This window comes from Acinetobacter sp. 24-47-64 (assembly GCF_057737055.1).
In genome coordinates this window covers 2,207,728-2,230,216 of record NZ_CM173215.1, presented here as the reverse complement: position 1 = coordinate 2,230,216, position 22,489 = coordinate 2,207,728, and the positions used below count along the sequence as shown (strand labels likewise).

Below are 22,489 nucleotides of genomic sequence, written 5' to 3'. Positions count from 1 at the left end.
TGCGTAATTCTAAACGATAATAAATGAAGCGATTATGGATCAAATTAAACAAGATCATAAAATTGAAGCATTACAACAAGCATTGATCAATTCTGATGTCGCTCAGATTGATCATATTGCGGATACGATTAATCCTGCAGATTTGGCTTTGTTTTTACAGCAATTAGAAATCGATCAACAAATACAACTTATCCACCATTTAGAAAACGCAGCATATGTATTTGAGTTTTTGCCACTCAATCATCAAGTACAGTTGGTTAAAAAAATGGACGGCAAAAGTACAGTCCAGTTAATTCGTTCAATGCATTCAGACGCTCGAACAGATTTGTACAAAGCTTTACCGGATCAAATTAAAACATTTATTTTTGCGAATTTAGATCGAGAAACGAAGCAGCAAGTTCAATCTTTGGCATTGTATGCTGAGGAAACAGCTGGTGCGATCATGACATCTGATTATGTCACTTTGCCATCAGACATCTCAATGCAACAAGCTTTAGAGATTTTGCGCCATTCTGCTAAAGATACTGAAACTTTATATCTGATCTATATTACCAATCAACTTCAGAAACTTGAGGGTGTAATTTCTCTTCGAGAAATTGTGCAAGCACCTTTGGATAAAACGGTACAAGAAGTCATGACCACTGAGGTCATTTACGGACGGGTGGATGAAGATCAGGAATCAGTGGCAAAAAAATTAAGCCACTATGATTTTATCGCCTTACCCATTTTAGATCATGATGATCATCTACTCGGTATCGTCACTTATGATGATGCTATGGATGTATTCCAAGAAGAATTTACCGAGGACTTTTTGAAAAGTGGGGCGGTAGAGCTTAAAGAAAATATCAGTATTCGTTCAGCACCAATATTATTGTTATTTAGACAACGTGTTTTTTGGCTAGTGTTTCTGGTCTTTGGCAGCCTACTTTCGAGTATTGGGATCGCCCATTATGAAGACATCATTGCTGCGCATATTGTTTTGGTCTTCTTTTTACCGCTATTGGTTGGGAGTGGTGGTAACGCAGGCTCCCAATCTGCAACCTTGATGGTTCGAGCAATCGCAACTGGCGATGTAAAAGCCAAGGATTGGTTTGTGTTGCTTGGTCGTGAAGCGATGGTTGCTCTATGTTTGGGTGCAACGATGGCTGCAGCTGTTTCAATTCTTGGCTATATCCGTGGAGATATGATGGTCGCTTTAGTGCTTGCGATCAGTATGATGGGTATTGTCATGATGGGCTGTCTGATCGGGATGAGTTTACCATTTGTACTCAATAAACTAGGACTCGATCCCGCAAGCGCATCTGCACCCTTGGTCACTTCAATATGTGATGCAACTGGTGTATTGGTCTATTTATTTATTGCTTCACAACTCTTATTCTAAGGCTATGACTGATGGAGTATCTTTGCAGGATGTTGCTTAAATGACAAATAAAAATAAATTAACCCAAGCTGAAGTCATCAAAATGGAACGCGATCTTGCCAAGTTCGCAAACATGATGGATTCCGTCGTAAGAATTCCATTCACTAAACAAGGGGTAGGGGCTGATGCAGCATTGAGTACGATTCCTGTGGCGGGTGACGTAGCTGGATTTGTACTTACGTGTTATGCAGTATTACAAGCTCGAAAAATCGGTGTGCCCCAATCTAAATTGAATGGCGTGCTTAAACTTGCTGTGATGGATGGTGTAGTAGGTTTAATCCCTGTTGCAGGTACACTCTTTGATGTGTTTATTCGACCGAGTCGCAAGGCTTTAGATGTGGTTCATGATCATATTCGTGAAGAGTATCAGATTCATTCAGACCATCATGTGGTACACCCATTTTTACATGAAAACTTAGAGCGTAAACAGCAGAACTCTGCCTTCTGGCGAAATCCTGTCGTGGCATGGATTTGGATTCATATTCCTGATTTACTGGGTCTTCTGTTTTTAATTATTTTTGGTGTTGCCTTATGGTTTGGTGTCACGTTCTTATGGCAATGGTTTCAATCTATTTAAAGTCTTATAGATTGAGTCCATTAAAAAAGCCTCCGTATGGAGGCTTTTTTTAGATGCCGATTAAGGACAATCAAGTTGTTGTAATGCTGCTACACGTTGCTCAATTGTTGGGTGTGTTTGGAAGAGTGCAGCAAGGCTGAATCCTTCTTCACGACCTGATGAAATTGAGAACGCTTTCATTTCTTTAGGCATTTGATCTGGCATTTCAGTTTCTGCTTGCAAGCGAAGTAATGCACTGATCATGGCTTGTTTACCTGCTAAACGCGCGCCAGCCTCATCAGCACGATATTCACGATAGCGAGAGAACCACATGACAATTGCCGAAGCAAGAATACCGAATACGATATCTAACACGATTGTAATGAGGAAATAGCTCCAGCCCGGTGCTTCACCTTCTTCACGACCAAATACGTTGCGATCTACAAAGTCGCCGACGATACGCGCGAAGAACATCACAAACGCGTTGACTACACCTTGGACTAAAGCAAGGGTGACCATGTCACCATTTGCAACGTGACCAATTTCATGCGCCAACACTGCACGTAATTCATCTTTATTCATGCGTTCCAATAAGCCTGTTGAAACAGCGACTAAAGCATCGTTTTTGTTCCAACCAGTTGCGAAAGCATTTGATTGATAAGATGGGAAAATACCAACTTCTGGCATTTTAATACCAGCACGTTGAGAAAGTTGTGCCACTTCATTGAGTAACCATGCTTCCGCTTGGTTGCGTGGAGCATTGGGATCAATTAACTCTGTACCTGTGGTTTTCTTTGCAATCCACTTTGACATGAATAGGGAGATTAAAGAACCCACCATACCAAAGACAAAACAGATCACAAGTAAATTGCCAAGATTCAAGCCACCCGCGCCATGGTAACTACCGACACCGAAGAGTGACAAGATTATGCCAGCTACCACCAGTACCGCGAGGTTGGTCAGCAAAAACAAACCAATCCGCATCATCGAGAAAATCCTCTTATAAATAAAATTTAATAAGCTTTTTGAATTAAAAAACCTACGTCAAATATGCTTTCGAATAGGGAAAATTTCAAGAAAAAAATAAAAAATATAACGAAAAAAAATTGAGATTAATTCGAAATATAGATCTTCGCTGATGCTGTGGCATTATTTGTTGAATATGAACCAGCTGGCGCGTCAGTAAAACTGCCATCAGCGGCTACAATAATTTGGCGAGGAGGTGACTTTAGTTTAGTTGGTGCAGTCACTTGAGCTGATAAATTCTGATTATTATAGCTCGGTGTACTTGACTTAGAGGATGCTGAAGCTGAATAACTATTGGTTGGATTTGAGCCTACACCATTGGCGTATAAATTATTGTAACGACTGAGTACACGTCTGACATAGTCTTGAGTTTCACGAAAGGGCGGAATTCCACCATATTTAGCAACATTTCCTTCGCCAGCATTATAACCCGCTAATGCCAATTGCGTATTGCCATTAAAGCGTTTCAATAGCCAAGCCAAATATTTTGCACCAGCGAAAATATTTTGTTCAGGATCATATGCATTATTGACATTAAATCGTTGTGCAGTCGCAGGCATCAATTGCATAAGACCCTGAGCACCAACAGGGGAGCGTGCATGTATATTAAAACCAGACTCTGTGTGCATCACCGCTTTAATGAGTCCTTCAGAAATGCCGTGTCGTTGAGCTGCTTGGCGAATATAGCCATCAAAGGCATTTCGATTTTTACTATGGCTTGGGAGAACAGATGCTTCGTTGCTTCCCCAATTGCTGTAACTATGAATATTGCTATCTGGATAGTAGGTTTTCTTTTCAACTTTAAGATGGTTGTATTTGTTTTTGCGGTTGGTCAGTACGGTAGTGCCGTTTGAATCTTTCAGCTGATAGATTGTTTGACCTGCAGAAGCCTGTGGCGAGAATATTAGAAAATTCACACACCCAAATAACGCTATGACTTTTATTTTATTTGTAGTTTTCATCATTCGAACACTATTTTTGTCCCTAAATGATATGTGGGTGATTTTCTGCAATGGAGATGTCTCTCGACTATGTAATGTTTTTTAACAATTCGTTGTAAAAAAATCAAGTCTTAATTGTTGGCTTAATATCCAAAAAAATTATTTATTTTTATTTATAAACAACTGCTTGACACATATAAGCTATTGAATTTTAAGGATATAGAATAGTGGTTAAAAAGTGATCAATCTAAGGGAAAGCACCATCTTATCTTGCCAAAACTTTGTCAACCCCTAAAAAGTCCACAATTTTATCCACAGGTTTTGTGGAAAACTGTGGAAAAGTCCAAAAGATAAGCAATTCGACTAAAAAATGAACCCAAGCGTCCATTTTAGATGTGTGAATAAGACAGTGTTATGAAAAAATAAAAATTAGATGTAAAAAACAGATTCTTTAGATGCGATTAAGCACTGAATCGGCTAAAATTGCGCAGTATTTTTTTTATGGTTAATGTCGTCTATGTACTCGCCAGTTGAATCCAACCAAGGATTTAATTTTAAGCCAGAGCCACCTACAAGTTCTGCATATTATCGTTTATTAAAAAAACTTCGTCGTCAAGTAGGTCATGCAATCCGTGACTACAAAATGATTGAGGATGGCGATAAGGTCATGGTATGTATTTCAGGTGGTAAAGATAGCTATACCATGCTGGACATTCTCCTGCAGTTTAAACGCATAGCACCAATCAATTTTGATGTTGTGGCTGTGAATCTTGATCAGAAACAACCAGGGTTTCCTGAGGATGTATTACCCCGTTATTTAGAAGAAAATAACATTCCGTACTACATCTTAGAAAAAGATACATATAGCATTACCAAAAAGCTTACACCTGAAGGTAAAACCTATTGTGCAGTGTGCTCACGCTTGCGCCGTGGTTCTTTATATGGTTTTGCTCAAGAAATTGGCGCGACCAAAGTTGCTTTAGGTCATCATCGTGATGATATTATGGCAACGTTCTTCTTGAACCTGTTCCATGGCGGTAGTTTAAAGGCGATGCCACCAAAACTACTTTCATCGGATAAAAAGAATATTTTGATTCGTCCTTTGGCGTATGTTGAAGAGAAAGACATCATCAAATATGCTGAAATGCGCAAATTCCCAATTATTCCATGTAACTTGTGTGGTTCGCAGGAAAACTTACAGCGCGCAATCATCAATGATATGTTGCGTGAATGGGATAAAGCTCATCCAAAACGTTTACACAGCATTTTTGGCGCGTTACAGAATGTCTCGCCATCGCAATTGGCCGACCGAGATCTTTTCGATTTTGAAGCCTTAGATGGACAACGTGAAGTTGATTTTGATGTAACTTGTTCAACAGCCGAAGGGGACACACCAAATAAGCGTATTAGCATGGTCAATCTCGGTTTTGCTGCTGAGTAATTCGTCTTAATAAAAAAAGCACTTTTCGAAGTGCTTTTTTTATTTCTTAGATTTTTACATTTTAATGAAGGTGTTGAGTCGATTTACAAAATGATGTTTTTTGTCACTTTAGGTCGTAGTACCGATACAAAAAATCATTGACAAACTTGTGAAAAAATAAAGATTTGATGATATTTAGGCGATTAGTTTTATTTACAAAAAAAATCGAACGCAGAGTACAAAAAAACGTATCGCATTTGGAAAATATCATGCTATAACTCTCTCAAGCGTAAAGCTTCTACATGTTGTTATCTTGGATAGGTAACGCAATAAATTGAATAAATACATCGAGGAAAGAACATGCCTGCATTTTTAACTGATGATTGGTTTGCAAACGTTGAGAAACTTACAGCTGAAGCTGGTGATTTGAACTTACCACCATCATTAGCAAATCTAGCATTGAATCTTGTAGTAACAGGTAGCGAAGGAACGACTGAATTAGCGCTTGATAGCGGTAAGATCCAAAAAGGCGCTTCTGCGAATGCTAAAACAACTTTAAACTTAGATGCGGATACTTTACGCAAAGTATTCTTAGAGTTTGACATGGCTGCTGCTATGCAAGCATTTATGACTGGTAAAATCAAAGTTCAAGGCGATATGTCTCAATTGATGGCTTTACAAACAGCGAAGCCAAGCCAAGAACAAAAAGATTTGTTCAAAAAAGTTTTAGAGCAAACTACTTAAGACTTTTTAAACAAAAAAAGCTTACCTTTAGGTAAGCTTTTTTTTGTTAAATACTCACCAAACTTGGTGTCGTTTTAATATGTTCTAAATAAGCACGAATACGAGTGACGTATTGGATCGCTTGCTTATAACGCGTATTGTGCGATTGATTACGGTAAAGAAAATCATATACCTGTATCCAATCATTCGGATTTTTTCCTTGGGCTTTTAGGCGCTTCATAATCGCATCTGTGGCACCTGGCCCCATATTGTAAGCCACGAGGGCATACCAATAACGATCATGTTTAGGAATATAATCATATTTCGACATCATCAGATCAAAATACTTCGCACCACCTGCAATACTTTGAGCAGGATCAACACGATTCGACACACCCATTGCTTTTGCTGTGTTGTTGGTGAGCATCATGATGCCACGCACACCTGTAGGAGACACAGAATTCGGTTTTAAGAACGACTCTTGATAGCCTATCGCAGCGAGGAAGTGCCAATCTAAGTCGTATGTTTGGGCTGACTTTTTAAAGCTAGCTTTATAAATTGGCATACGTGTTTTCAGATTGCGCTGAATAGTATCCCAATCATCTTGTTTAACCACGTTGCGGTTGTAGAAAGATGCCATTTGACGGATAGCACCATTTTGCTTGCTTTGACAAACAAAACCGCTGGCAGTATCTGTTAAAGGATCAGCAGCATTTTTAAAAACCCAATTGATTTCTGGATTAAGCCCATTTTTGCGTAAGCTTTCAAGGTCACCACATGATGCGGAAAAACCTGAAAGATTCTTTTGCTCAATGGTCATGATCGATGCTGTGGTCACCGCGAAATGAGCTTTACCTTGCTGCACCATTTTCAAAGCGGCTTCATTACTTTGAACCGTTTTAAAATCGAGTTTTACATTTAAGTTTTGAGCGTAACTGCTCACCAAGTCATAGCCAAAGCCATGTTTGAAGTTACCGTCTTTAAAAACCACGGTGGGATTTGACACGGCCACCACTGTAAGTTTGTTCGAAGTTACAATGGAGTTGTATTGGTTGTCGGTCTTTGTTGCATTTAATGCATGAAATGGGATAAATGCTGTAGCGAGGACCATCGCTTTAAACGAGAGAGAAGAAGTTAGTGAATTAAGGCAAAGCCTCGATCCAGTGTTTGAACTACTGCGCATGTTGTCTCCGCTACAAGTAATTTATGCCCAAAAAAAGCAAAAGCAGTACCGCCTTAAACTTTTATTTAAAGTTGATAAATTCAATTAGGGTGGGCGTCATGAACGTCATTCAAAATGACATGTGTGGGTGGATAAAATATTGAAGAAAAGATCTTCGTACAAAAAGTAATCAAGATAAAACATGGGCGCATATTAATGGTCAATTTTACTCTTGTCAAATTTTGTACAAAAAAAAATAAAAAACATGGTTTTAAGATATTGATAAATAAAAAGAAAAAATTTTATAAAATTTTTCCATGTAGAAATGCGGTATAAAATGTTGCAATGTGTCGCTATAACGTAAGCAAAATACTCATTTTATCGCCTATGAAATTGAATTTAATTACCCGAAGTGGGCATGACAAATTGGTCGCAGAACTACAATATTTATGGCATGAGGAACGACCTGAAATCACCAAAAAAGTGAACTGGGCTGCCAGTTTAGGTGATCGTTCTGAAAATGCAGATTATCAATACAATAAACAAATTTTACGAAAAATAGACCGTCGTGTTCGTTACCTCGGTAAACGACTTGAAGAGTTGCGAATTATCGATTTTTCTCCTGAACAAGAGGGCAAAGTATATTTTGGCGCTTGGGTAGACATCGAGAACGAGGAAGGACAATTAAAGACGATTCGGATTGTCGGTGTAGATGAAATTTATGATCATCATCCTCAACATATTTCAATAGATTCACCTATGGCACGTGCAATGTTAGGTAAGCAAGTAGATGATGAATTTGAAGTACATACCCCCTTGGGGAAAAAAACATGGTTTATTAATTCAATTCGCTATGAAAAGCTCGAAAATTCAGCAAAATAGTGTTTTTTGATTTAAAAATAGGCAGGCGAGCAAAATTTCTTAGAAAAGTGTTTGCCAATTTTAAAAAATATTTATATGATAGCCGCCATTGGAAGCGTGGCAGAGCGGTTTAATGCACCGGTCTTGAAAACCGACGAGGGTGTGAGTCCTCCGTGAGTTCGAATCTCACCGCTTCCGCCAAATTTTTAAAAAGCCACTAATTATTAGTGGCTTTTTTATTTTCTTCATGTTGGTGCGATACTAAGACAGATATTTACTGTTTTATTTAATTTTTTGAACATATTATAAAAAAACCACCTTAAGGTGGTTTTTCTACAGCGTTTAAGCCACTTTTTCTGGAAGATCGAACCAAATCACACGAGCATCTTCCGATGCTTTAATCTGCGCTGGATCAATAAATGCAATAGCATCTCCAGCATTCACAATGTGTTCAGCGACTTGAATTGAACCACTAATCACATGTAGATAGCTGACATGTTGTGTTGCAACAACTTCAAGTGAATGACCTTTCTCCAAAACAGCTGATTTAACCTCCGCATTTTGGCGAATATGCATGGGTGCATGTTCTGTCGGTCCACAAATCAGATGCCATTTGTTCGGTTGTTCAGCAGGATCGAGTTGAATTTGTTGGTAATTCGGCTCTGCATCGCGCTGATTTGGAATAATCCAGATTTGCAGTAAGTGAACTGTTTCATCACCCTGGTTGATTTCACTGTGTTGAATGCCTGTACCTGCACTCATCAGTTGCCATTCACCAGCTTTGATATCACCGTGGTTACCCATACTATCTTTATGTGTAATCGCTCCCTGCAATACACAGGTGAGAATTTCCATATTGTCGTGTGGATGTGTACCGAAGCCTTGATGCCCAGCAATGAGGTCATCATTAATGACACGGAGAGTACTGATGCCCATGTGGTTAGGGTCATACCAGCTCCCAAATGAGAAGCTGTGTTTGGATTCTAACCAACCCATTTTTACATGACCACGTGATTCACTGCGATGTAAATAAGCATTCATGATGATGCTCCTTTCATTATTCTTAAAGATGATGTTATTTTAATAGTTTAAAATGAATAAGATAGTGGATTAGGACAACGTATCGTTCTAATTTTGAAACATAAAAAGGATAAAAAAGCCTGCTTGAAGCAGGCTTTTTAAAATTAGATTATTCTAAGAATTTTACTGTAACGCCAGAACGAACTTTATTACCCAAATCATTCGCATCCCAGTTGGTTAAGCGGATACAACCGTGTGAAGCTGTCTTTGAAATACTTGATGGGTTAGGTGTGCCGTGAATACCGAACGATTTTTTGCTTAAACCGATCCAGATATTACCTACAGGGCCATTAGGACCAGGTGGTAATGAAAGTGGCTTCAAATTTTTACCTTGTACAAAGTTACTTGGTGAATAGCTATACCAAGGGTTTTTCGCTACACCAGTAATTTTGTATGTTCCAGTCGGAGAAGGAGTGTCAGCACTACCGATGGTTGCTGGGAATGAGCCAACCATTTGGTTTTGTTGGTTAAACAAATAAAGTTGTTTAGCGCCTTTATGAGCCACGATTAAATGAATATTTTCTGGAAGTTCATTGCGAATGTTGGTCACAATAAGCTTTTCACCCGCTTTCTTAAATGTCGCTTTAGGATTTAATTTCTTGAGAAACTCTTCATCCATATGGAATTTTTCAGCCAGCATTTCACTTACACGAGTGTAATACAGACCTTTCATTTTCGCTTGTAAAGCATAGTCATGAGGAATTGAGGCTGCATAAGGACCTTTTAGGTCTGCTTCGGTAATCGTATATTCAACATAAGCAGGTTTACCAGCTTGGCGTGCAACTAGAGCATCCCAAGTTTCTTTCGTCAAAACACCTGTAGCCTTTAAACCATTCATTTGCTGGAATGAAGCAATTGCTTTAAGTGTATTTTTTCCACTTGTACCGTCAATAGCACCTGGTGAAGCATGTGAATTATTTAACATTACATGTGCACGGGCATATACAGGGAATTGACCTTTGCCAATATTTTCATACCATTCAGCATTATTCAGACTGTCTAGCGTCCATGAATTTGCTGTAGCAGGTGCTGATGTAGATGGAGCTGAATTTGTCACTGCTGAAGATGCAGGTGCACTGCCAATGTCCGCAGTGCTATCCTCAGTTCTTTCTAGGTTTTGAAGCGTATCTGCAGCTTGATTTAGATCATTTTGCTCTTGCTGGCTAATTTGGGCTTCAGAGCTAGATTCTACCGCGAGAGGATCAATTGGATCTTGAATAGTATCTAAACTCGTTTTTGTAATTGGAGAAAGCGGTTGTTCAGCAGTACCAGAAGCAGCCAATGCAGTTCCAGACATAATACAACTTAAACTCAAAGCAAGAATTGAGCGAACGAACATGTAATTCAACCTTAAGAATTATTCATATTGATTTATAAAAACACGGATAAAGTATTGCAGAAAAAACACGGATATGCAGTATTTGTTTTGTTTAAATCAAATAAATTCCGATAGTCTCAATCTTTATTTTCATTCTAACTAAATACTTTAAAGTGCAGCTTTTTGGTATGATGAATGGAATTTCAATTTTGCATCGAGAAAGTAAATGACGACCTTAAAAAATGATCGTTTTCTGCGTGCCTTATTACGTGAACCTGTGGACTGCACGCCAGTTTGGATGATGCGTCAGGCTGGTCGATATTTACCTGAATATCGTGCGACACGCGCAACTGCGGGAGATTTTCTTTCTTTATGCAAAAATAATGACTTTGCTTGTGAAGTGACTTTACAACCGCTTCGTCGCTATGACTTAGATGCAGCCATTCTATTTTCAGATATTTTGACTGTTCCTGATGCTTTGGGCTTAGGACTATATTTTGAAGCAGGGGAAGGACCAAAATTTAAGAAAACAGTCCGTACTGAGCAGGATGTAGCCCAATTACCAAAAATTGATGCTAAATCGGACTTAGACTATGTCATGAATGCAGTGTCGACAATCCGCTCAGCATTAGGTGGTCAAGTACCGCTAATTGGGTTTTCTGGAAGTCCATGGACACTCGCAACTTACATGATCGAGGGTGGGTCGAGCAAAGATTTCCGTTACACCAAGCAAATGATGTATGCACAACCTGAAGTTTTACATGCCTTGTTAGATCATTTGGCTGATTCAGTCCTAGATTATTTGAACGCACAGATTGAGGCAGGTGCGCAGGCGATTCAAATTTTTGACAGTTGGGGGGGGGCACTCGCACATCGAGAATATCAAGAATTTTCACTCAATTATATGCACAAAATCGTGAAGGGTTTAAAGCGTGAAAATGAAGGCCGCAAAGTACCAGTAATTTTATTTACCAAAGGTGGTGGTCAATGGTTAGAACCTATGATCGCAACTGGCGCAGATGCGTTTGGACTGGATTGGACAACCCCTTTAAATGTTGCACGTCAAACTGTTGCCGGTCGCGCTGCCCTACAAGGTAATTTAGACCCTGCAACATTATATGGCTCTCCTGCGAGTATTGAAAAGTCAGTAAAATTAATGCTCGATGATGCCTATGCTGCTGGTGAAAAAACGGGTTATGTTGCAAATCTTGGACACGGTATCACCCAATGGGTAGATCCTGCGAATCCTAAAGTTTTCATTGATACGGTACATGAGTACAGCGCAAAATATTTAGGCTAAACATTTAGGATGAATGTGTGAGCTTTTTAAAATCATTGTTTGAGTTTCATTATAAGGCAGCATCCGCTGCCTTATTTGGTATTTTATTACTGCTTGCCTTTGCTTTGACGGCTTCGATGGGGCATCAAGAATATTATGGATTGTACCGATATGACTACCTCTTGATTTATGCAGTGGTTATTCAGGCATGTTTACTGCTATTAAAGCTAGAGTCTTGGGCTGAAGCCAAAGTTATTGCAATATTTCATATGGTGGCCATGGTCATGGAGATTTTCCTGACCCATCCACAGATTGAATCATGGCAATATCCGCAACCTGCGGTATTTAAGATTATGACCGTGCCACTTTTTGCGGGATTTATGTATTCTGCCGTGGGCAGTTTTTTTGCTCGTTCACTCAGGCTCTATCGTGTAGAAATTGAGAACTTACCTAGTTTTTTTAATATGCTGAGTTTAGCGATCTTGTCCTATTTAAACTTTATGACGAAGTTCTTTATCCCAGATATACGATATTTACTGTTTGCATGGAGCGTGTTGGTATTTTGGAAAACTAAAATAACGTTCAAGCTTAAATATCATGAAATGATCTTGCCAATGCTTCCTGTACTTTTGTTGTTGGCATTTATTATTTGGATTGCTGAAAATATCAGTACTTTTTATCAAATTTGGTTGTATCCAACGCAAGTGGAACAGTGGCATATGGTGGGATGGGGGAAACTTGGTTCTTGGTATCTCCTACTAATGCTGAGTTTAGTATTGGTGTTAAAAATCTTAGGTGAACGGAATTCACAGGGTTTGTGGCGATTGAAGGGCGAATAAGTTAATTCATCAAAAAAATTCAATACTTGATGGCATTGGTAAGATTTGTTTTGCGTTCTTGGCTTGATATCGCTATGTTAAAGAAGTTCGTAAAAGAACAAAATTGGAACAATAAAGAACACTTGAGCACATCAAGTTTGGAGTGATGTTATGTATAAAAAATTAGCTTTAGCTGCGGTATTGGCAGTAGGATCAACAGCTGCATTTGCTGACCGTGATGTTGGTTGTGGTATCGGTTCACAAGTTTGGGCAGGTCAGTCTGGTAAAGTTGCAAAAATCTTAGCAGGTACGACCAACGGTTTATTTGCTAACCAATTATTCGGTATTACTTTCGGGACGTTAGGCTGTAGTGGTACAGGTACAGTAACAGCACAAGCAGTAACATTTACAAATGAAAATGCCGAAGCTCTTGCACGTGATATGGCGGTAGGTGAGGGGGAAAGTCTTAACGTCCTTGCAGCGCTTCTGAATATTAAATCTGAAGATAAAGCACGTTTCTTTGCAGTATCAAAAGAAAATTTCTCTGAAATTTATTCAGCGGACAATCAAGATGCATTCCAAGTCCTTGCATCTCTTCAAACTGTTATGTCTCAAGACGAAGTATTAAAAGCTTACGTTTAATTGCGAAAACCCTGTCTTATGGCAGGGTTTTTTTGTTTCATCATTATTAAGTTCATTTTATGAAATTTGCTTTTTTTTCTGCCTTGATTGTCAGTAGCTTTCTGACACATGCATATACTTCTCCAGTTGAACAATATATTGCACAAGCACAACACCATCAGCTTGATAAAAATAAAACTTGGCAAAGATTAATGTATGCACATCAAGCGAAGAGTGAAGTCAGCTATTCAGGATTTTTTTTTAGTGCAAATGGTGCAGATAATTTAGAAGATGAGCTGAATGCAAATATTCGTGAATTATTTATAGATCGAGGACAAGATCAATCCATTATATGTCGTTTCCCAGCTCGCTCTGCATGGTTAATAGAACAACTGAAAATAAAACAAGAGGAGCTTCCTAAAGCAGATTGTCCTGCTCTAGAGGAATGGATTGGACAGATTAAACCGTATCAAGCAACATTGATTTATGCGACAGATTTCATGGGAAATCCAAGTTCGATGTTTGGTCATACCTTGTTACGTCTTGATCCTAAAGATCAAAAAGAGCTTAATCTTATTTCTTATGCAGTCAACTACGCTGCGACGGTCGAAAATAGTGATAGTTTTTCTTTTGCTTGGAAAGGCTTAACGGGTCAATATCCAGGTGAATATTCGTTAATGCCCTACTATCGAAAAGTAAAAGAGTATGGTGATTTCGAAAGCCGTGATTTGTGGGAATACGAATTAGCATTAAACCCAGAAGAAACCACACGTTTAGTACAACATATCTGGGAGTTAAAGCATGTCCAATTTCCCTATTATTTTATAAGTGATAATTGTGCCTACCGCTTATTGGGACTCATTGATTTGGTAAAACCCGATGCCAATCTCCAAGCACAGTTTAGTCATACTGTAATCCCAGTCGAAACCATTAAAGCGGTTCAGCAGCAAGGTCTCATTAAAGATACTGTTTATCGCCCAGCACTTGAAACGCAGTTACTTCATCAAGCCAAACAACATGGTAATGACTTAGCACATTCGGCACATCAATTAACGCTGGTTCAACCAGCACAAATGCGTGAATTTTTAGCTCAATTTACGGCCAAGGATCAGGCGCGTACTCTTGAGATGGCATATGATCATTTGTATCTACAGCTTATTTCTCAAAAAATAGAAGCGAGTATTGCGCAACCAAAAATACGACAAATTTTGAGTTTAAGAAGCCAACTCCCTGTTGAAAAACAACGTACTGAAGTGGCAAGACCACGAATTGACCCTGTGGATGGGCATCATGCTCGAAAAACATCGATTGAATTTGGACGAGTGCAGGACGATACGTTTGTGCAGATCAACCATCGACAAGCCTATCACGATTTATCTGATCCTCAGGGTGGATACCGACTTGGAACACAGTTGAAATTTCTTGAGGGAAGTCTCGAGTTACGGAATGATCAATTCAAGTTGGCTGATTTAGATCTTTTAGAAGTGAATTCTTATAATCCAATTACACCTTTTAAGACGCCGTTGAGTTGGGGATTTGGATTCGGTTGGAAACAACTCTCAATTGATGATTCTGGAAATTTCAGTGATAGCGAGCAACATGGTGTTTTGAATCTATCAACACAGTTTGGATATAGTTGGGCAGATGCAGATCGTGAACACCTGTGTTATGCGCAGATGCAGAATCATATTCAAGCTGGAAAAATTTTAGAAAAGGGCTGGAGATTGGGGCTAGGGCCAACTGTAGGTTGTCAAAACTTATGGTCAGATCGAGTGAATAGCTTAGTGCAAATTGAAATCCCTTTTTGGGAAGATCAGCAGGCTTGGCAGCTCGGACTACGATCCTCAGTTCAGTATGCACTTAACTCGCAAAGTGCTATCTCTATTCACTGGAATTATCAATTACAAGAACAGCATGATTGGCATCAAACCAGTTTAGGATTTACACGCTATTGGTAAATACACAGTACTAGGAAGTACTGTGTTGAAAGGTGAAGCTTGTTTTTAAACGATTACATTCACATAGTACTTTTTCACTTTCTCAACGACTTCGAATGTTCCAATGAATCCTGGTGGTATTACACCTGCTTGACCTGCCGAAACTTCGATAAAGTGATTTTTACTTTGAGTGTGGATGCGAACTTTTCCTTCTATAATTTGAAAGAATTCTTGTTTATTGTCGGTAAATTGAATATTCCAAGCACCAACTTCACACTCCCAAATCCCACATTCCATATGCTCGTGTTCATAAAGACTGTAGGTGTGACGTTCGGGATTGCCTTGGACGAGACGATCAGGACGCGGGAAGTCGACTGACTTTTCTGCGTGTTGTTGACCTTGACCTGCAACATGAAGAGATGTCATATATTCACCTTAAGAAATTGAGCCTTGGAATACGGTCTAAAAAAAACCTCAACAGGGTTGAGGTTTTTATGAATTAATAACTTTCTGGAACAGCGCTCAGAAACTCGCGACGTTCATCTTTGTTAGTTTTAAAGTCCCCAACAAATGATACTGTACGAGTAGTTGACTCTTGTTTGCCTACACCACGCATCATCATACACATATGTGCTGAATCAATGACAACAGCTACGCCTCTAGCACCAGTCACTTGAGCCACAGCTTCAGCAATCTGTTGAGTTAGATTTTCTTGAATCTGTAGACGACGGGCAAACATTTCAGTAATACGTGCAAATTTAGATAAACCTAAAACTTGACCTTCTGGTAAGTAGGCAATATGCACACGTCCATAGAACGGCAGTAAATGATGTTCACAAAGCGAATAGAATTCGATGTTCTTGACCAAAACCATTTCACGGTTGTCTGAAGGGAAGACCGCATTGTTGGTCACTTCTTCAAGCGTTTGGCTATAACCTGACGTCAAATACGAAAAAGCTTTAGCAGCACGCATTGGTGTATCTTTAAGACCAGGACGAGTAAGATCTTCGCCAACGGCAGTTAAAATGTTGGCGTAGGATTGCTGCATAGACATAAGACGTGTTCACTTACACAGATGTTGAACAAGGACGGCATTGTATCAGAAAACGATTACAATGCCGTATATTCAGAAAAAATTCCGATTATTGAGTAAATTTTGGATTCTTTTCTGCACGTTTAAGCAGAACTAAGACCGCGCCAGTGCCACCTTGTTTTTCAGGCGCACTGACAAAAGCCAAAACATCACGATGTTGTCTGAGCCAACTATTAACATAGGTTTTTAAAACAGCTTCAGGGCCTTTACCATGAACAATTTTAATGACGTTTTGATTTTGCTCTTTCGCCATCTGAATAATTTGCAATACAGCTGAACGTGCTTCTTCTACGGTACAGCCATGCAAATCAACTGCTTCAAACCAACGTAAATTTCCAGCTTTCAGATCTTCAAATACTTTATGTTGTAAGGTCGCAATTCGATAACTCAGACTAGCCTGACTGCCAACTGGATTGAGCATGGCTTGAGTATCAGACATCACTGTTTCATCAGTATGCATTGGACCTTCAGCAGCAGCACGTTTAGCTAAGGTTTGAGCATCCAATTTCTTTTTTACTGGTTTCTCAATTTTTGCAATATTGCCATGATCAATTTTTTGAACGCCTTGCATCTGCTGACGAAAGAGTTCTAAATCTTCCTCATGCTCTTGTTCAACCGTCTTTTCAATAGGTTTAGGAGCTTCAACACGAGGAGCAGGATTACTGATTTGTTTCTTAAACTGTTTCAGTAAATTAAATTGATCTTTTGATAAAGAAGAATCATGTTTACTCATAACGTGCTTGTAACTTTAAAGTGGAAGAGGAATGAATGTGATTATAATCCGAAAATCCCTTAACTTTGTAGTGAGAAGTATTTAAGTTGATTTTAAGGTGTTGGATGAATTGGAGATAACTTAAGGGATAAAGCAAAAAAAGAGATTGATTATTAATCTAATTTATTTTGAATTTGTTCTAGCTATTGTTGTTGGCATTAATGGAGGCAAGAATGGATTCGGAAATCCATTCTTATGAGATTGAATTATTTTTAGTCGAACAATTTACCGCAGAATATTAGAGTTAAATATTCTGAGGTTCGCCAAACAATGCGGTAAAGGCATGATCAGGACGAGGATGTTTCATAAAACTTTCACCCACAAGGAAAGTGTGAATGTCATTTTCTTGCATCATGGTGACATCCGCTGAGGTTGCAATGCCGCTTTCCGTCACTAATAAACGAGATGGTGCAAGTTGTTTTTTTAGACGAATTGATGTGTTCAAATCAACATCGAAAGTTTTTAAATTACGATTATTAACGCCTAATAAACAACGATCTGATAATTTGAGAGCACGTTCTAGTTCATATTCATCATGCACTTCAACCAGTACATCTAAATGATGTTCAAATGCAGTTTTCGACATTTCCTCAAGTTGTTGATCTGAAAGACATGCAACAATGAGAAGGATACAGTCTGCATGCAATGCACGAGCTTCAATCACACCATAAGGATCGATTAAGAAATCTTTTCTTAGTGCAGGCAAATCACAGTGAGAGCGAGCAATATGAATGTTCTCATCGGCACCTTGGAAGAAATCAATATCTGTAAGTACTGATAAACAAGCTGCACCCGCTGATTGATACTGTTCAGCTATTTCAGCAGGATGGAAATTTTCTCGAATAATGCCTTTAGAAGGAGATGCTTTTTTGATTTCAGCAATGACAGCAGGACGTTTGTGTTGTAGTGCTTGAGCAAAACCGCGAACAGGGCTAGCGGCTTGAGCGAGTTCTTCGACGTCCTTATAACTACGTTGTTTTAATCGTGCAGCAAACTCTTCTTGTTTACGGTCAACAATTTTGCCAAGAATAGTATTCGCGATATCTAACATAAGAATGTCCTGACTTAATTAAGCTTCATAATGTTTTATTGTTTTTGTGAATTCAGAAAGCACATCCATCTTTTCAAGTGCCTGACCACCATAAATGATGTCATGTGCTAATGCCACACCTTGTTTATAACTCGAAGTTAAACCTGAGACATAAATACCAGCACCAGCATTTAATGCAATCATACTGGCCGCTTTTTCACCTTTCGGTGATTTTTTCTTACCTAGTGCATCTTTGATCAGTGCCAAACTTTCAGCAGAGCTATCAACAGATAAATGCGTCAATGTTTGAGACTCAATCTCTACATCCTCAGGGAGGATTTCCCATTCAGTAATTTCACCATTTTTTAACTCAGCAACATAGGTGGATGAAGCAAGACTGATTTCATCTAGTCCATCTTTAGAGTGAACAACCATGACGTGCTCAGCACCAAGTTGCTTAAGAACTTCAGCAATAGGTCGACATAATTCTGTTGAGAACACGCCAATTACAAAGCGCTTTACACCAGCCGGATTCGTAAGCGGGCCAAGTAAGTTGAAAATGCTTCTGAAGCCCAATTCTTTACGAGGACCTGCTGCATACTTCATTGCTTTATGATGGTTTGGAGCAAAGAGAAAACCCACACCCAAATCGCGGATACAGCGTTCAGTCTGTGCCATATTTAGGTCGAGATTAATACCAGCTTGTTCTAATAGATCTGACGAGCCTGATTTTGATGACACACCTCGGCCACCGTGTTTGGCAATCGTTGCACCTGCAGCTGCAATTACAAAACTTGATGCAGTTGATACATTAAACAGGTTTTGTCCATCACCACCCGTGCCAACAATATCGACTAAGTATGGAAGATCACTGACATCAATCTTGATCGCATATTCACGCATCACGCGTGCAGCAGCAGTAATTTCGTCAATACTTTCGCCTTTTAAACGTAAACCCATCATTAATGCACCGATTTGTGCATCAGTCGCTTCACCATCCATAATGGTGCGCATAACAGCTTCCATTTGAGGCTGTGTTAATTCAATATTTTTCGTAATGTTGTTTAATGCTTGTTGAATATTCATGTCTTGCTCTTACGCATAAATTTCTAAGAAGTTTTGGAAAATTTTGTGGCCATGTTGGCTGAGTATCGATTCTGGATGGAACTGAACACCTTCAACGGGAAGGGTTTTATGTTTCACACCCATAATTTCTTCCATAGAACCATCTTCTTCATTGGTCCAACACGTCACCTCTAAACATTCAGGTAAAGTCGCTTGATCAATGACTAAAGAGTGATAGCGAGTCGCTGAGAATGGAGAGGGTAGATTGCTAAAGATCCCTTGATCAGAGTGGTACATGTCAGATAAACGCCCGTGCATTACTTTTTTTGCACGAACAATATCTCCACCAAATGCTTGCCCGATACTTTGGTGACCTAAGCACACCCCAAGCAGTGGAATCTTGCCTGAAAAGTGTTGAATCGCTGGGATTGAAATACCGGCCTCAGAGGGAGAGCAGGGACCAGGTCCAATGACGAGATATTTTGGTTGCCATCGCTCAATATCCTCCAAAGTCACGGCATCATTACGGACCACTTTTACTTCCTGATTTAACTCGCCAAAATATTGGACAATGTTGTAGGTAAAAGAGTCATAGTTGTCGATCATCAGAAGCATTTTAAGCTTAACCTCTTGAAATTTATAATTTAACTTAATTTAGCTTTGTTATTCACATTGATAAGATGCATCACAGGGTGTTGACTGCATCCTTGTCTAGTAACTCAAAGCGATTAAGTGGCAGTTATCATAGCAGATTCTTTTATCAGCGCAGGTTAAATTTTGGGGTTCAAAACATCAGCAATATTGATCACTTAAATCAAATTAATGTGTGAATGAATGGTTCTAGGTGAATAGCGCTAATAAATGAAATATTGATCTGAATCTAAAAGCTCATACGTGTTATTCATAAGTTTTTTTAATCATTGTGTTTGATGAGTGAGATTTGTGTTAAAAACAAACAAACAAAATGCACTCAGTAAATTTATAATTTATAAGATTTAGTCTCGCGGTCGTTCACTTTTACATCATTTATCTAAGATATTTAATTTTACTGAACTAATATGATGCACAAAATTTAGATTTATCATGGCTCGATGTGTATTAATAAAGTTATGATTGAGTTGGATTATTTGTCTTTCAAATAAAAATAAAATATTAAAATTTTTTATTTAATGATATATAAAACAATGTGTTAAACGCATGTGTCTGAAAATTTGATCCATTTTTCTAATTTATAAAAATTTATAAAATATATCGTTTGGTAAATTAGGTAATTAAATCCCTGAATAAACTTGACTTTAAGTTTAATAATTAAACGATCATGCTCTGAGATGCACCATTTTGGTACAGGTTGTAAATAAATATTTTTTATTGCGATGAACTGTGCCTGAATATGGTGCATTTAGTTTTAAGCACAGTATAATAGTCGCAAAGCAAAGTGAATAAAGCTGTTAATCTGATAAGGATTTCAAGATTTTAGCTTTGCTTTTAAAAGTTGGTACGGTAATTGCTTTAAAACTACCAACTACTAACACGCACTAAATGTGCAACAAAAAATCATCGGAGCAAAATGAGCATGGCGAACAAGGTCCTACAACTCATCCAAGAAAGTGGCGCAAAATGGGTAGACTTCCGTTTTACGGACACTAAGGGTAAAGAACAACATGTTACTTACCCAGCAGATACTATCGATGAAGATACTTTTGAAGATGGTAAAATGTTCGACGGTTCTTCAATTGCTGGTTGGAAAGGTATCGAAGCGTCTGACATGATCTTACGTCCAGATGCTGAAACAGGTTTTATCGACCCGTTTTTTGCAGAGCCAACTGTAGTGGTGACTTGTGATGTTATTGAGCCATCTACTGGTCAAGGTTATGACCGTGACCCACGTTCAATTGCTCGCCGTGCAGAAGAATATTTAAAATCTACTGGTATTGGTGATACTGCTTTCTTTGGTCCAGAACCAGAATTCTTCGTATTTGACGAAGTTAAATGGGACATCGATATGTCTGGTGCTCGCCATACATTAATCGCTGAAGAAGCTGCTTGGTCTACAGGTAATTCTTACGAATCAGGTAACTCAGGCCACCGTCCACGCGTTAAAGGTGGTTACTTCCCAGTGCCTCCAGTTGATTCTCACCACGATATGCGTGCAGAAATGTGTGCGAAAATTGAAGACATCATGGGGCCAGGTCGTGTAGAAGTACATCACCATGAAGTTGCATCTTGCCAATTAGAAATTGGTGTGAGCTTCAACACAATGGTTCGTAAAGCTGATGAAGTACAACAGTTTAAATATGCTGTTTGGAACGTTGCTCATCAATATGCTAAAACTGCAACGTTTATGCCTAAACCAATGGTTGGTGATAACGGTTCTGGTATGCACGTTCATATGTCAATTTCTAAAGACGGCAAGAACTTGTTTGCTGGTGATGAATATGCAGGCCTTTCAGAAATGGCATTGTATTTCATTGGCGGTATCATCAAGCACGCACGCTCATTAAATGCGATTACTAACCCTTCTACAAACTCGTATAAGCGTTTAGTGCCACATTATGAAGCGCCAATTATGCTTGCTTACTCAGCGCGTAACCGTTCAGCTTCTATCCGTATTCCATACGTTTCTAGCCCGAAAGGTAAACGTATTGAAGCACGTTTCCCAGATCCAATGATGAACCCGTACTTAGGTTTTGCTGCATTGTTAATGGCGGGTATCGACGGTATTCAAAACAAGATTCATCCAGGTGAAGCTTCAGACAAGAATTTGTATGATCTACCTCCTGAAGAAGAAGCAAAAATTCCTACAGTTGCACACAGCTTGGATATGGCTTTAGAAGCTCTTCAAGCGGATCACGATTACCTTCTTAAAGGTGGCGTATTCACTAAAGAAATGCTTGATGCTTACATTGAGCTTAAAACTGAAGAAGTTCGTCGTCTTAATACGACAACTCACCCAGTTGAATTTGATATGTACTACAGCCTGTAATTCGTTCACGAATTTCGCTGTAAAAAACCCGCGCAATGCGCGGGTTTTTTTGTGTTTTGAGTTAAAATAAATGTAGTCAAATATGAGAAATATTTCATGGCAAAGCCACGTAAAAAGCACACGGGATTTTTTCCTTGGAATGATCCAAGTGACCACGAAAAAGGATTTAAGCTCAATTTTTCTGAAGTGACCTATTTGGAAGTTGGCAGAACCATGGAAGGCTATAAACAGGCACAATTTCTTGAACTGAGAAATCCTGATTTGGCTTTACAATTTGATTATCCAAATGAATTTTATATCAGTGCCGAAGGTTTTATTTTAGTAAAAACAGCACAAGGTAAATTTGAAGTGATTGCAAAATCAGACAGTGCTTGAATGTGTGTG

22 protein-coding genes and 1 tRNA gene are annotated in these 22,489 nt (G+C 38.9%); 12 read left to right on the top strand and 11 right to left on the bottom strand.

What is annotated here, in order from left to right:
- Positions 1–43 precede the first annotated feature (43 nt).
- Positions 44–1,381: a magnesium transporter gene (gene mgtE / locus AC1M85_RS10665; protein WP_488213874.1), complete on the top strand. Its 1,338-nt coding sequence runs from the start codon at positions 44–46 to the stop codon at positions 1,379–1,381.
- A gap of 40 nt (positions 1,382–1,421) precedes the next feature.
- Entirely contained in the window at positions 1,422–1,997 is a 576-nt protein-coding gene (locus tag AC1M85_RS10660) for a DUF4112 domain-containing protein (protein WP_035266953.1), read from the top strand.
- A gap of 60 nt (positions 1,998–2,057) precedes the next feature.
- On the opposite strand, the gene htpX is transcribed toward AC1M85_RS10660, so the two are convergent.
- Together htpX and AC1M85_RS10650 are read right to left on the bottom strand one after the other, a co-directional pair.
- Entirely contained in the window at positions 2,058–2,963 is a 906-nt protein-coding gene (htpX, locus tag AC1M85_RS10655) for a protease HtpX (protein ID WP_035266954.1), read from the bottom strand.
- Between the two features lie 125 nt (positions 2,964–3,088).
- Entirely contained in the window at positions 3,089–3,946 is an 858-nt protein-coding gene (locus AC1M85_RS10650) for a lytic transglycosylase domain-containing protein (protein ID WP_488213873.1), read from the bottom strand.
- A gap of 514 nt (positions 3,947–4,460) precedes the next feature.
- Here AC1M85_RS10650 and ttcA point away from each other — a divergent pair.
- Positions 4,461–5,384, top strand: coding sequence for a tRNA 2-thiocytidine(32) synthetase TtcA (gene ttcA / locus AC1M85_RS10645; RefSeq protein WP_035266955.1), 924 nt, complete (start codon positions 4,461–4,463; stop codon positions 5,382–5,384).
- Positions 5,385–5,723: 339 nt separating this feature from the next.
- A complete protein-coding gene (locus tag AC1M85_RS10640) occupies positions 5,724–6,107 on the top strand; it encodes an SCP2 sterol-binding domain-containing protein (RefSeq protein WP_092765941.1) in 384 nt (127 codons plus the stop codon).
- Between the two features lie 46 nt (positions 6,108–6,153).
- Here AC1M85_RS10640 and AC1M85_RS10635 read toward each other — a convergent pair whose 3' ends face one another.
- A complete protein-coding gene (locus tag AC1M85_RS10635; protein WP_488213048.1) occupies positions 6,154–7,269 on the bottom strand; it encodes a transglycosylase SLT domain-containing protein in 1,116 nt (371 codons plus the stop codon).
- A gap of 366 nt (positions 7,270–7,635) precedes the next feature.
- Here AC1M85_RS10635 and greB point away from each other — a divergent pair, with 366 nt between their 5' ends.
- Positions 7,636–8,130, top strand: coding sequence for a transcription elongation factor GreB (gene greB, locus AC1M85_RS10630; RefSeq protein ID WP_488213047.1), 495 nt, complete (start codon positions 7,636–7,638; stop codon positions 8,128–8,130).
- Positions 8,131–8,220: 90 nt separating this feature from the next.
- Positions 8,221–8,310, top strand: a tRNA-Ser gene (locus AC1M85_RS10625).
- 141 nt (positions 8,311–8,451) lie between these two features.
- On the opposite strand, the gene AC1M85_RS10620 is transcribed toward AC1M85_RS10625, so the two are convergent.
- Together AC1M85_RS10620 and AC1M85_RS10615 are read right to left on the bottom strand one after the other, a co-directional pair.
- Complete coding sequence (locus AC1M85_RS10620) at positions 8,452–9,150, bottom strand: pirin family protein (protein ID WP_488213046.1); 699 nt, start codon at positions 9,148–9,150, stop codon at positions 8,452–8,454.
- A 148-nt stretch (positions 9,151–9,298) separates the two neighbouring features.
- Complete coding sequence (locus tag AC1M85_RS10615) at positions 9,299–10,528, bottom strand: L,D-transpeptidase family protein (RefSeq protein ID WP_092765945.1); 1,230 nt, start codon at positions 10,526–10,528, stop codon at positions 9,299–9,301.
- Between the two features lie 205 nt (positions 10,529–10,733).
- On the opposite strand from AC1M85_RS10615, the gene hemE reads away from it, so the two are divergent.
- The 4 genes from hemE (at position 10,734) to AC1M85_RS10595 (ending at position 15,183) form a co-directional block, all read left to right on the top strand.
- Positions 10,734–11,807, top strand: a complete 1,074-nt coding sequence (hemE, locus tag AC1M85_RS10610; protein WP_488213045.1) for a uroporphyrinogen decarboxylase — start codon at positions 10,734–10,736, stop codon at positions 11,805–11,807.
- Positions 11,808–11,824: 17 nt separating this feature from the next.
- The gene (locus tag AC1M85_RS10605; RefSeq protein ID WP_488213044.1) at positions 11,825–12,625 is read left to right on the top strand and encodes a DUF817 family protein; all 801 of its coding nucleotides are present in this window, start codon (positions 11,825–11,827) and stop codon (positions 12,623–12,625) included.
- Between the two features lie 150 nt (positions 12,626–12,775).
- On the top strand, positions 12,776–13,246 hold the full coding sequence (locus tag AC1M85_RS10600; protein WP_488213043.1) for a DUF3015 family protein: 471 nt from the start codon (positions 12,776–12,778) through the stop codon (positions 13,244–13,246).
- 59 nt (positions 13,247–13,305) lie between these two features.
- Entirely contained in the window at positions 13,306–15,183 is a 1,878-nt protein-coding gene (locus AC1M85_RS10595; protein WP_488213042.1) for an Lnb N-terminal periplasmic domain-containing protein, read from the top strand.
- A 45-nt stretch (positions 15,184–15,228) separates the two neighbouring features.
- On the opposite strand, the gene AC1M85_RS10590 is transcribed toward AC1M85_RS10595, so the two are convergent.
- The 6 genes from AC1M85_RS10590 to AC1M85_RS10565 form a co-directional block, all read right to left on the bottom strand.
- Entirely contained in the window at positions 15,229–15,588 is a 360-nt protein-coding gene (locus AC1M85_RS10590) for a cupin domain-containing protein (protein WP_488213041.1), read from the bottom strand.
- 73 nt (positions 15,589–15,661) lie between these two features.
- Positions 15,662–16,210, bottom strand: a complete 549-nt coding sequence (folE, locus tag AC1M85_RS10585; RefSeq protein WP_171076769.1) for a GTP cyclohydrolase I FolE — start codon at positions 16,208–16,210, stop codon at positions 15,662–15,664.
- Between the two features lie 94 nt (positions 16,211–16,304).
- Complete coding sequence (locus AC1M85_RS10580; RefSeq protein ID WP_092765950.1) at positions 16,305–16,988, bottom strand: Smr/MutS family protein; 684 nt, start codon at positions 16,986–16,988, stop codon at positions 16,305–16,307.
- A 283-nt stretch (positions 16,989–17,271) separates the two neighbouring features.
- Entirely contained in the window at positions 17,272–18,078 is an 807-nt protein-coding gene (trpC, locus tag AC1M85_RS10575; RefSeq protein ID WP_488213040.1) for an indole-3-glycerol phosphate synthase TrpC, read from the bottom strand.
- An 18-nt stretch (positions 18,079–18,096) separates the two neighbouring features.
- Positions 18,097–19,143 carry an anthranilate phosphoribosyltransferase gene (gene trpD / locus AC1M85_RS10570; RefSeq protein ID WP_035266991.1) on the bottom strand — a complete coding sequence of 349 codons (1,047 nt, stop codon included), beginning with the start codon at positions 19,141–19,143 and terminating at the stop codon, positions 18,097–18,099.
- 9 nt (positions 19,144–19,152) lie between these two features.
- Positions 19,153–19,737 carry an anthranilate synthase component II gene (locus tag AC1M85_RS10565; protein WP_092765952.1) on the bottom strand — a complete coding sequence of 195 codons (585 nt, stop codon included), beginning with the start codon at positions 19,735–19,737 and terminating at the stop codon, positions 19,153–19,155.
- A 952-nt stretch (positions 19,738–20,689) separates the two neighbouring features.
- On the opposite strand from AC1M85_RS10565, the gene glnA reads away from it, so the two are divergent.
- Together glnA and AC1M85_RS10555 are read left to right on the top strand one after the other, a co-directional pair.
- The gene (gene glnA, locus AC1M85_RS10560; RefSeq protein WP_171076768.1) at positions 20,690–22,105 is read left to right on the top strand and encodes a type I glutamate--ammonia ligase; all 1,416 of its coding nucleotides are present in this window, start codon (positions 20,690–20,692) and stop codon (positions 22,103–22,105) included.
- Between the two features lie 96 nt (positions 22,106–22,201).
- On the top strand, positions 22,202–22,480 hold the full coding sequence (locus AC1M85_RS10555; RefSeq protein ID WP_180028688.1) for a hypothetical protein: 279 nt from the start codon (positions 22,202–22,204) through the stop codon (positions 22,478–22,480).
- Positions 22,481–22,489 lie beyond the last annotated feature (9 nt).

What these genes read in the sequence shown, in the direction of transcription:
- trpC (WP_488213040.1), bottom strand. Translation starts at nt 18,078, where the DNA reads ATGTTAGATATCGCGAATACTATTCTTGGCAAAATTGTTGACCGTAAA.
- AC1M85_RS10660 (WP_035266953.1), top strand. Translation starts at nt 1,422, where the DNA reads ATGACAAATAAAAATAAATTAACCCAAGCTGAAGTCATCAAAATGGAA.
- AC1M85_RS10555 (WP_180028688.1), top strand. Translation starts at nt 22,202, where the DNA reads ATGGCAAAGCCACGTAAAAAGCACACGGGATTTTTTCCTTGGAATGAT.
- AC1M85_RS10635 (WP_488213048.1), bottom strand. Translation starts at nt 7,269, where the DNA reads ATGCGCAGTAGTTCAAACACTGGATCGAGGCTTTGCCTTAATTCACTA.
- folE (WP_171076769.1), bottom strand. Translation starts at nt 16,210, where the DNA reads ATGCAGCAATCCTACGCCAACATTTTAACTGCCGTTGGCGAAGATCTT.
- AC1M85_RS10600 (WP_488213043.1), top strand. Translation starts at nt 12,776, where the DNA reads ATGTATAAAAAATTAGCTTTAGCTGCGGTATTGGCAGTAGGATCAACA.
- hemE (WP_488213045.1), top strand. Translation starts at nt 10,734, where the DNA reads ATGACGACCTTAAAAAATGATCGTTTTCTGCGTGCCTTATTACGTGAA.
- AC1M85_RS10620 (WP_488213046.1), bottom strand. Translation starts at nt 9,150, where the DNA reads ATGAATGCTTATTTACATCGCAGTGAATCACGTGGTCATGTAAAAATG.
- AC1M85_RS10615 (WP_092765945.1), bottom strand. Translation starts at nt 10,528, where the DNA reads ATGTTCGTTCGCTCAATTCTTGCTTTGAGTTTAAGTTGTATTATGTCT.
- AC1M85_RS10590 (WP_488213041.1), bottom strand. Translation starts at nt 15,588, where the DNA reads ATGACATCTCTTCATGTTGCAGGTCAAGGTCAACAACACGCAGAAAAG.
- htpX (WP_035266954.1), bottom strand. Translation starts at nt 2,963, where the DNA reads ATGATGCGGATTGGTTTGTTTTTGCTGACCAACCTCGCGGTACTGGTG.
- AC1M85_RS10565 (WP_092765952.1), bottom strand. Translation starts at nt 19,737, where the DNA reads ATGCTTCTGATGATCGACAACTATGACTCTTTTACCTACAACATTGTC.
- greB (WP_488213047.1), top strand. Translation starts at nt 7,636, where the DNA reads ATGAAATTGAATTTAATTACCCGAAGTGGGCATGACAAATTGGTCGCA.
- AC1M85_RS10595 (WP_488213042.1), top strand. Translation starts at nt 13,306, where the DNA reads ATGAAATTTGCTTTTTTTTCTGCCTTGATTGTCAGTAGCTTTCTGACA.
- AC1M85_RS10640 (WP_092765941.1), top strand. Translation starts at nt 5,724, where the DNA reads ATGCCTGCATTTTTAACTGATGATTGGTTTGCAAACGTTGAGAAACTT.
- AC1M85_RS10580 (WP_092765950.1), bottom strand. Translation starts at nt 16,988, where the DNA reads ATGAGTAAACATGATTCTTCTTTATCAAAAGATCAATTTAATTTACTG.
- trpD (WP_035266991.1), bottom strand. Translation starts at nt 19,143, where the DNA reads ATGAATATTCAACAAGCATTAAACAACATTACGAAAAATATTGAATTA.
- ttcA (WP_035266955.1), top strand. Translation starts at nt 4,461, where the DNA reads ATGTACTCGCCAGTTGAATCCAACCAAGGATTTAATTTTAAGCCAGAG.
- glnA (WP_171076768.1), top strand. Translation starts at nt 20,690, where the DNA reads ATGAGCATGGCGAACAAGGTCCTACAACTCATCCAAGAAAGTGGCGCA.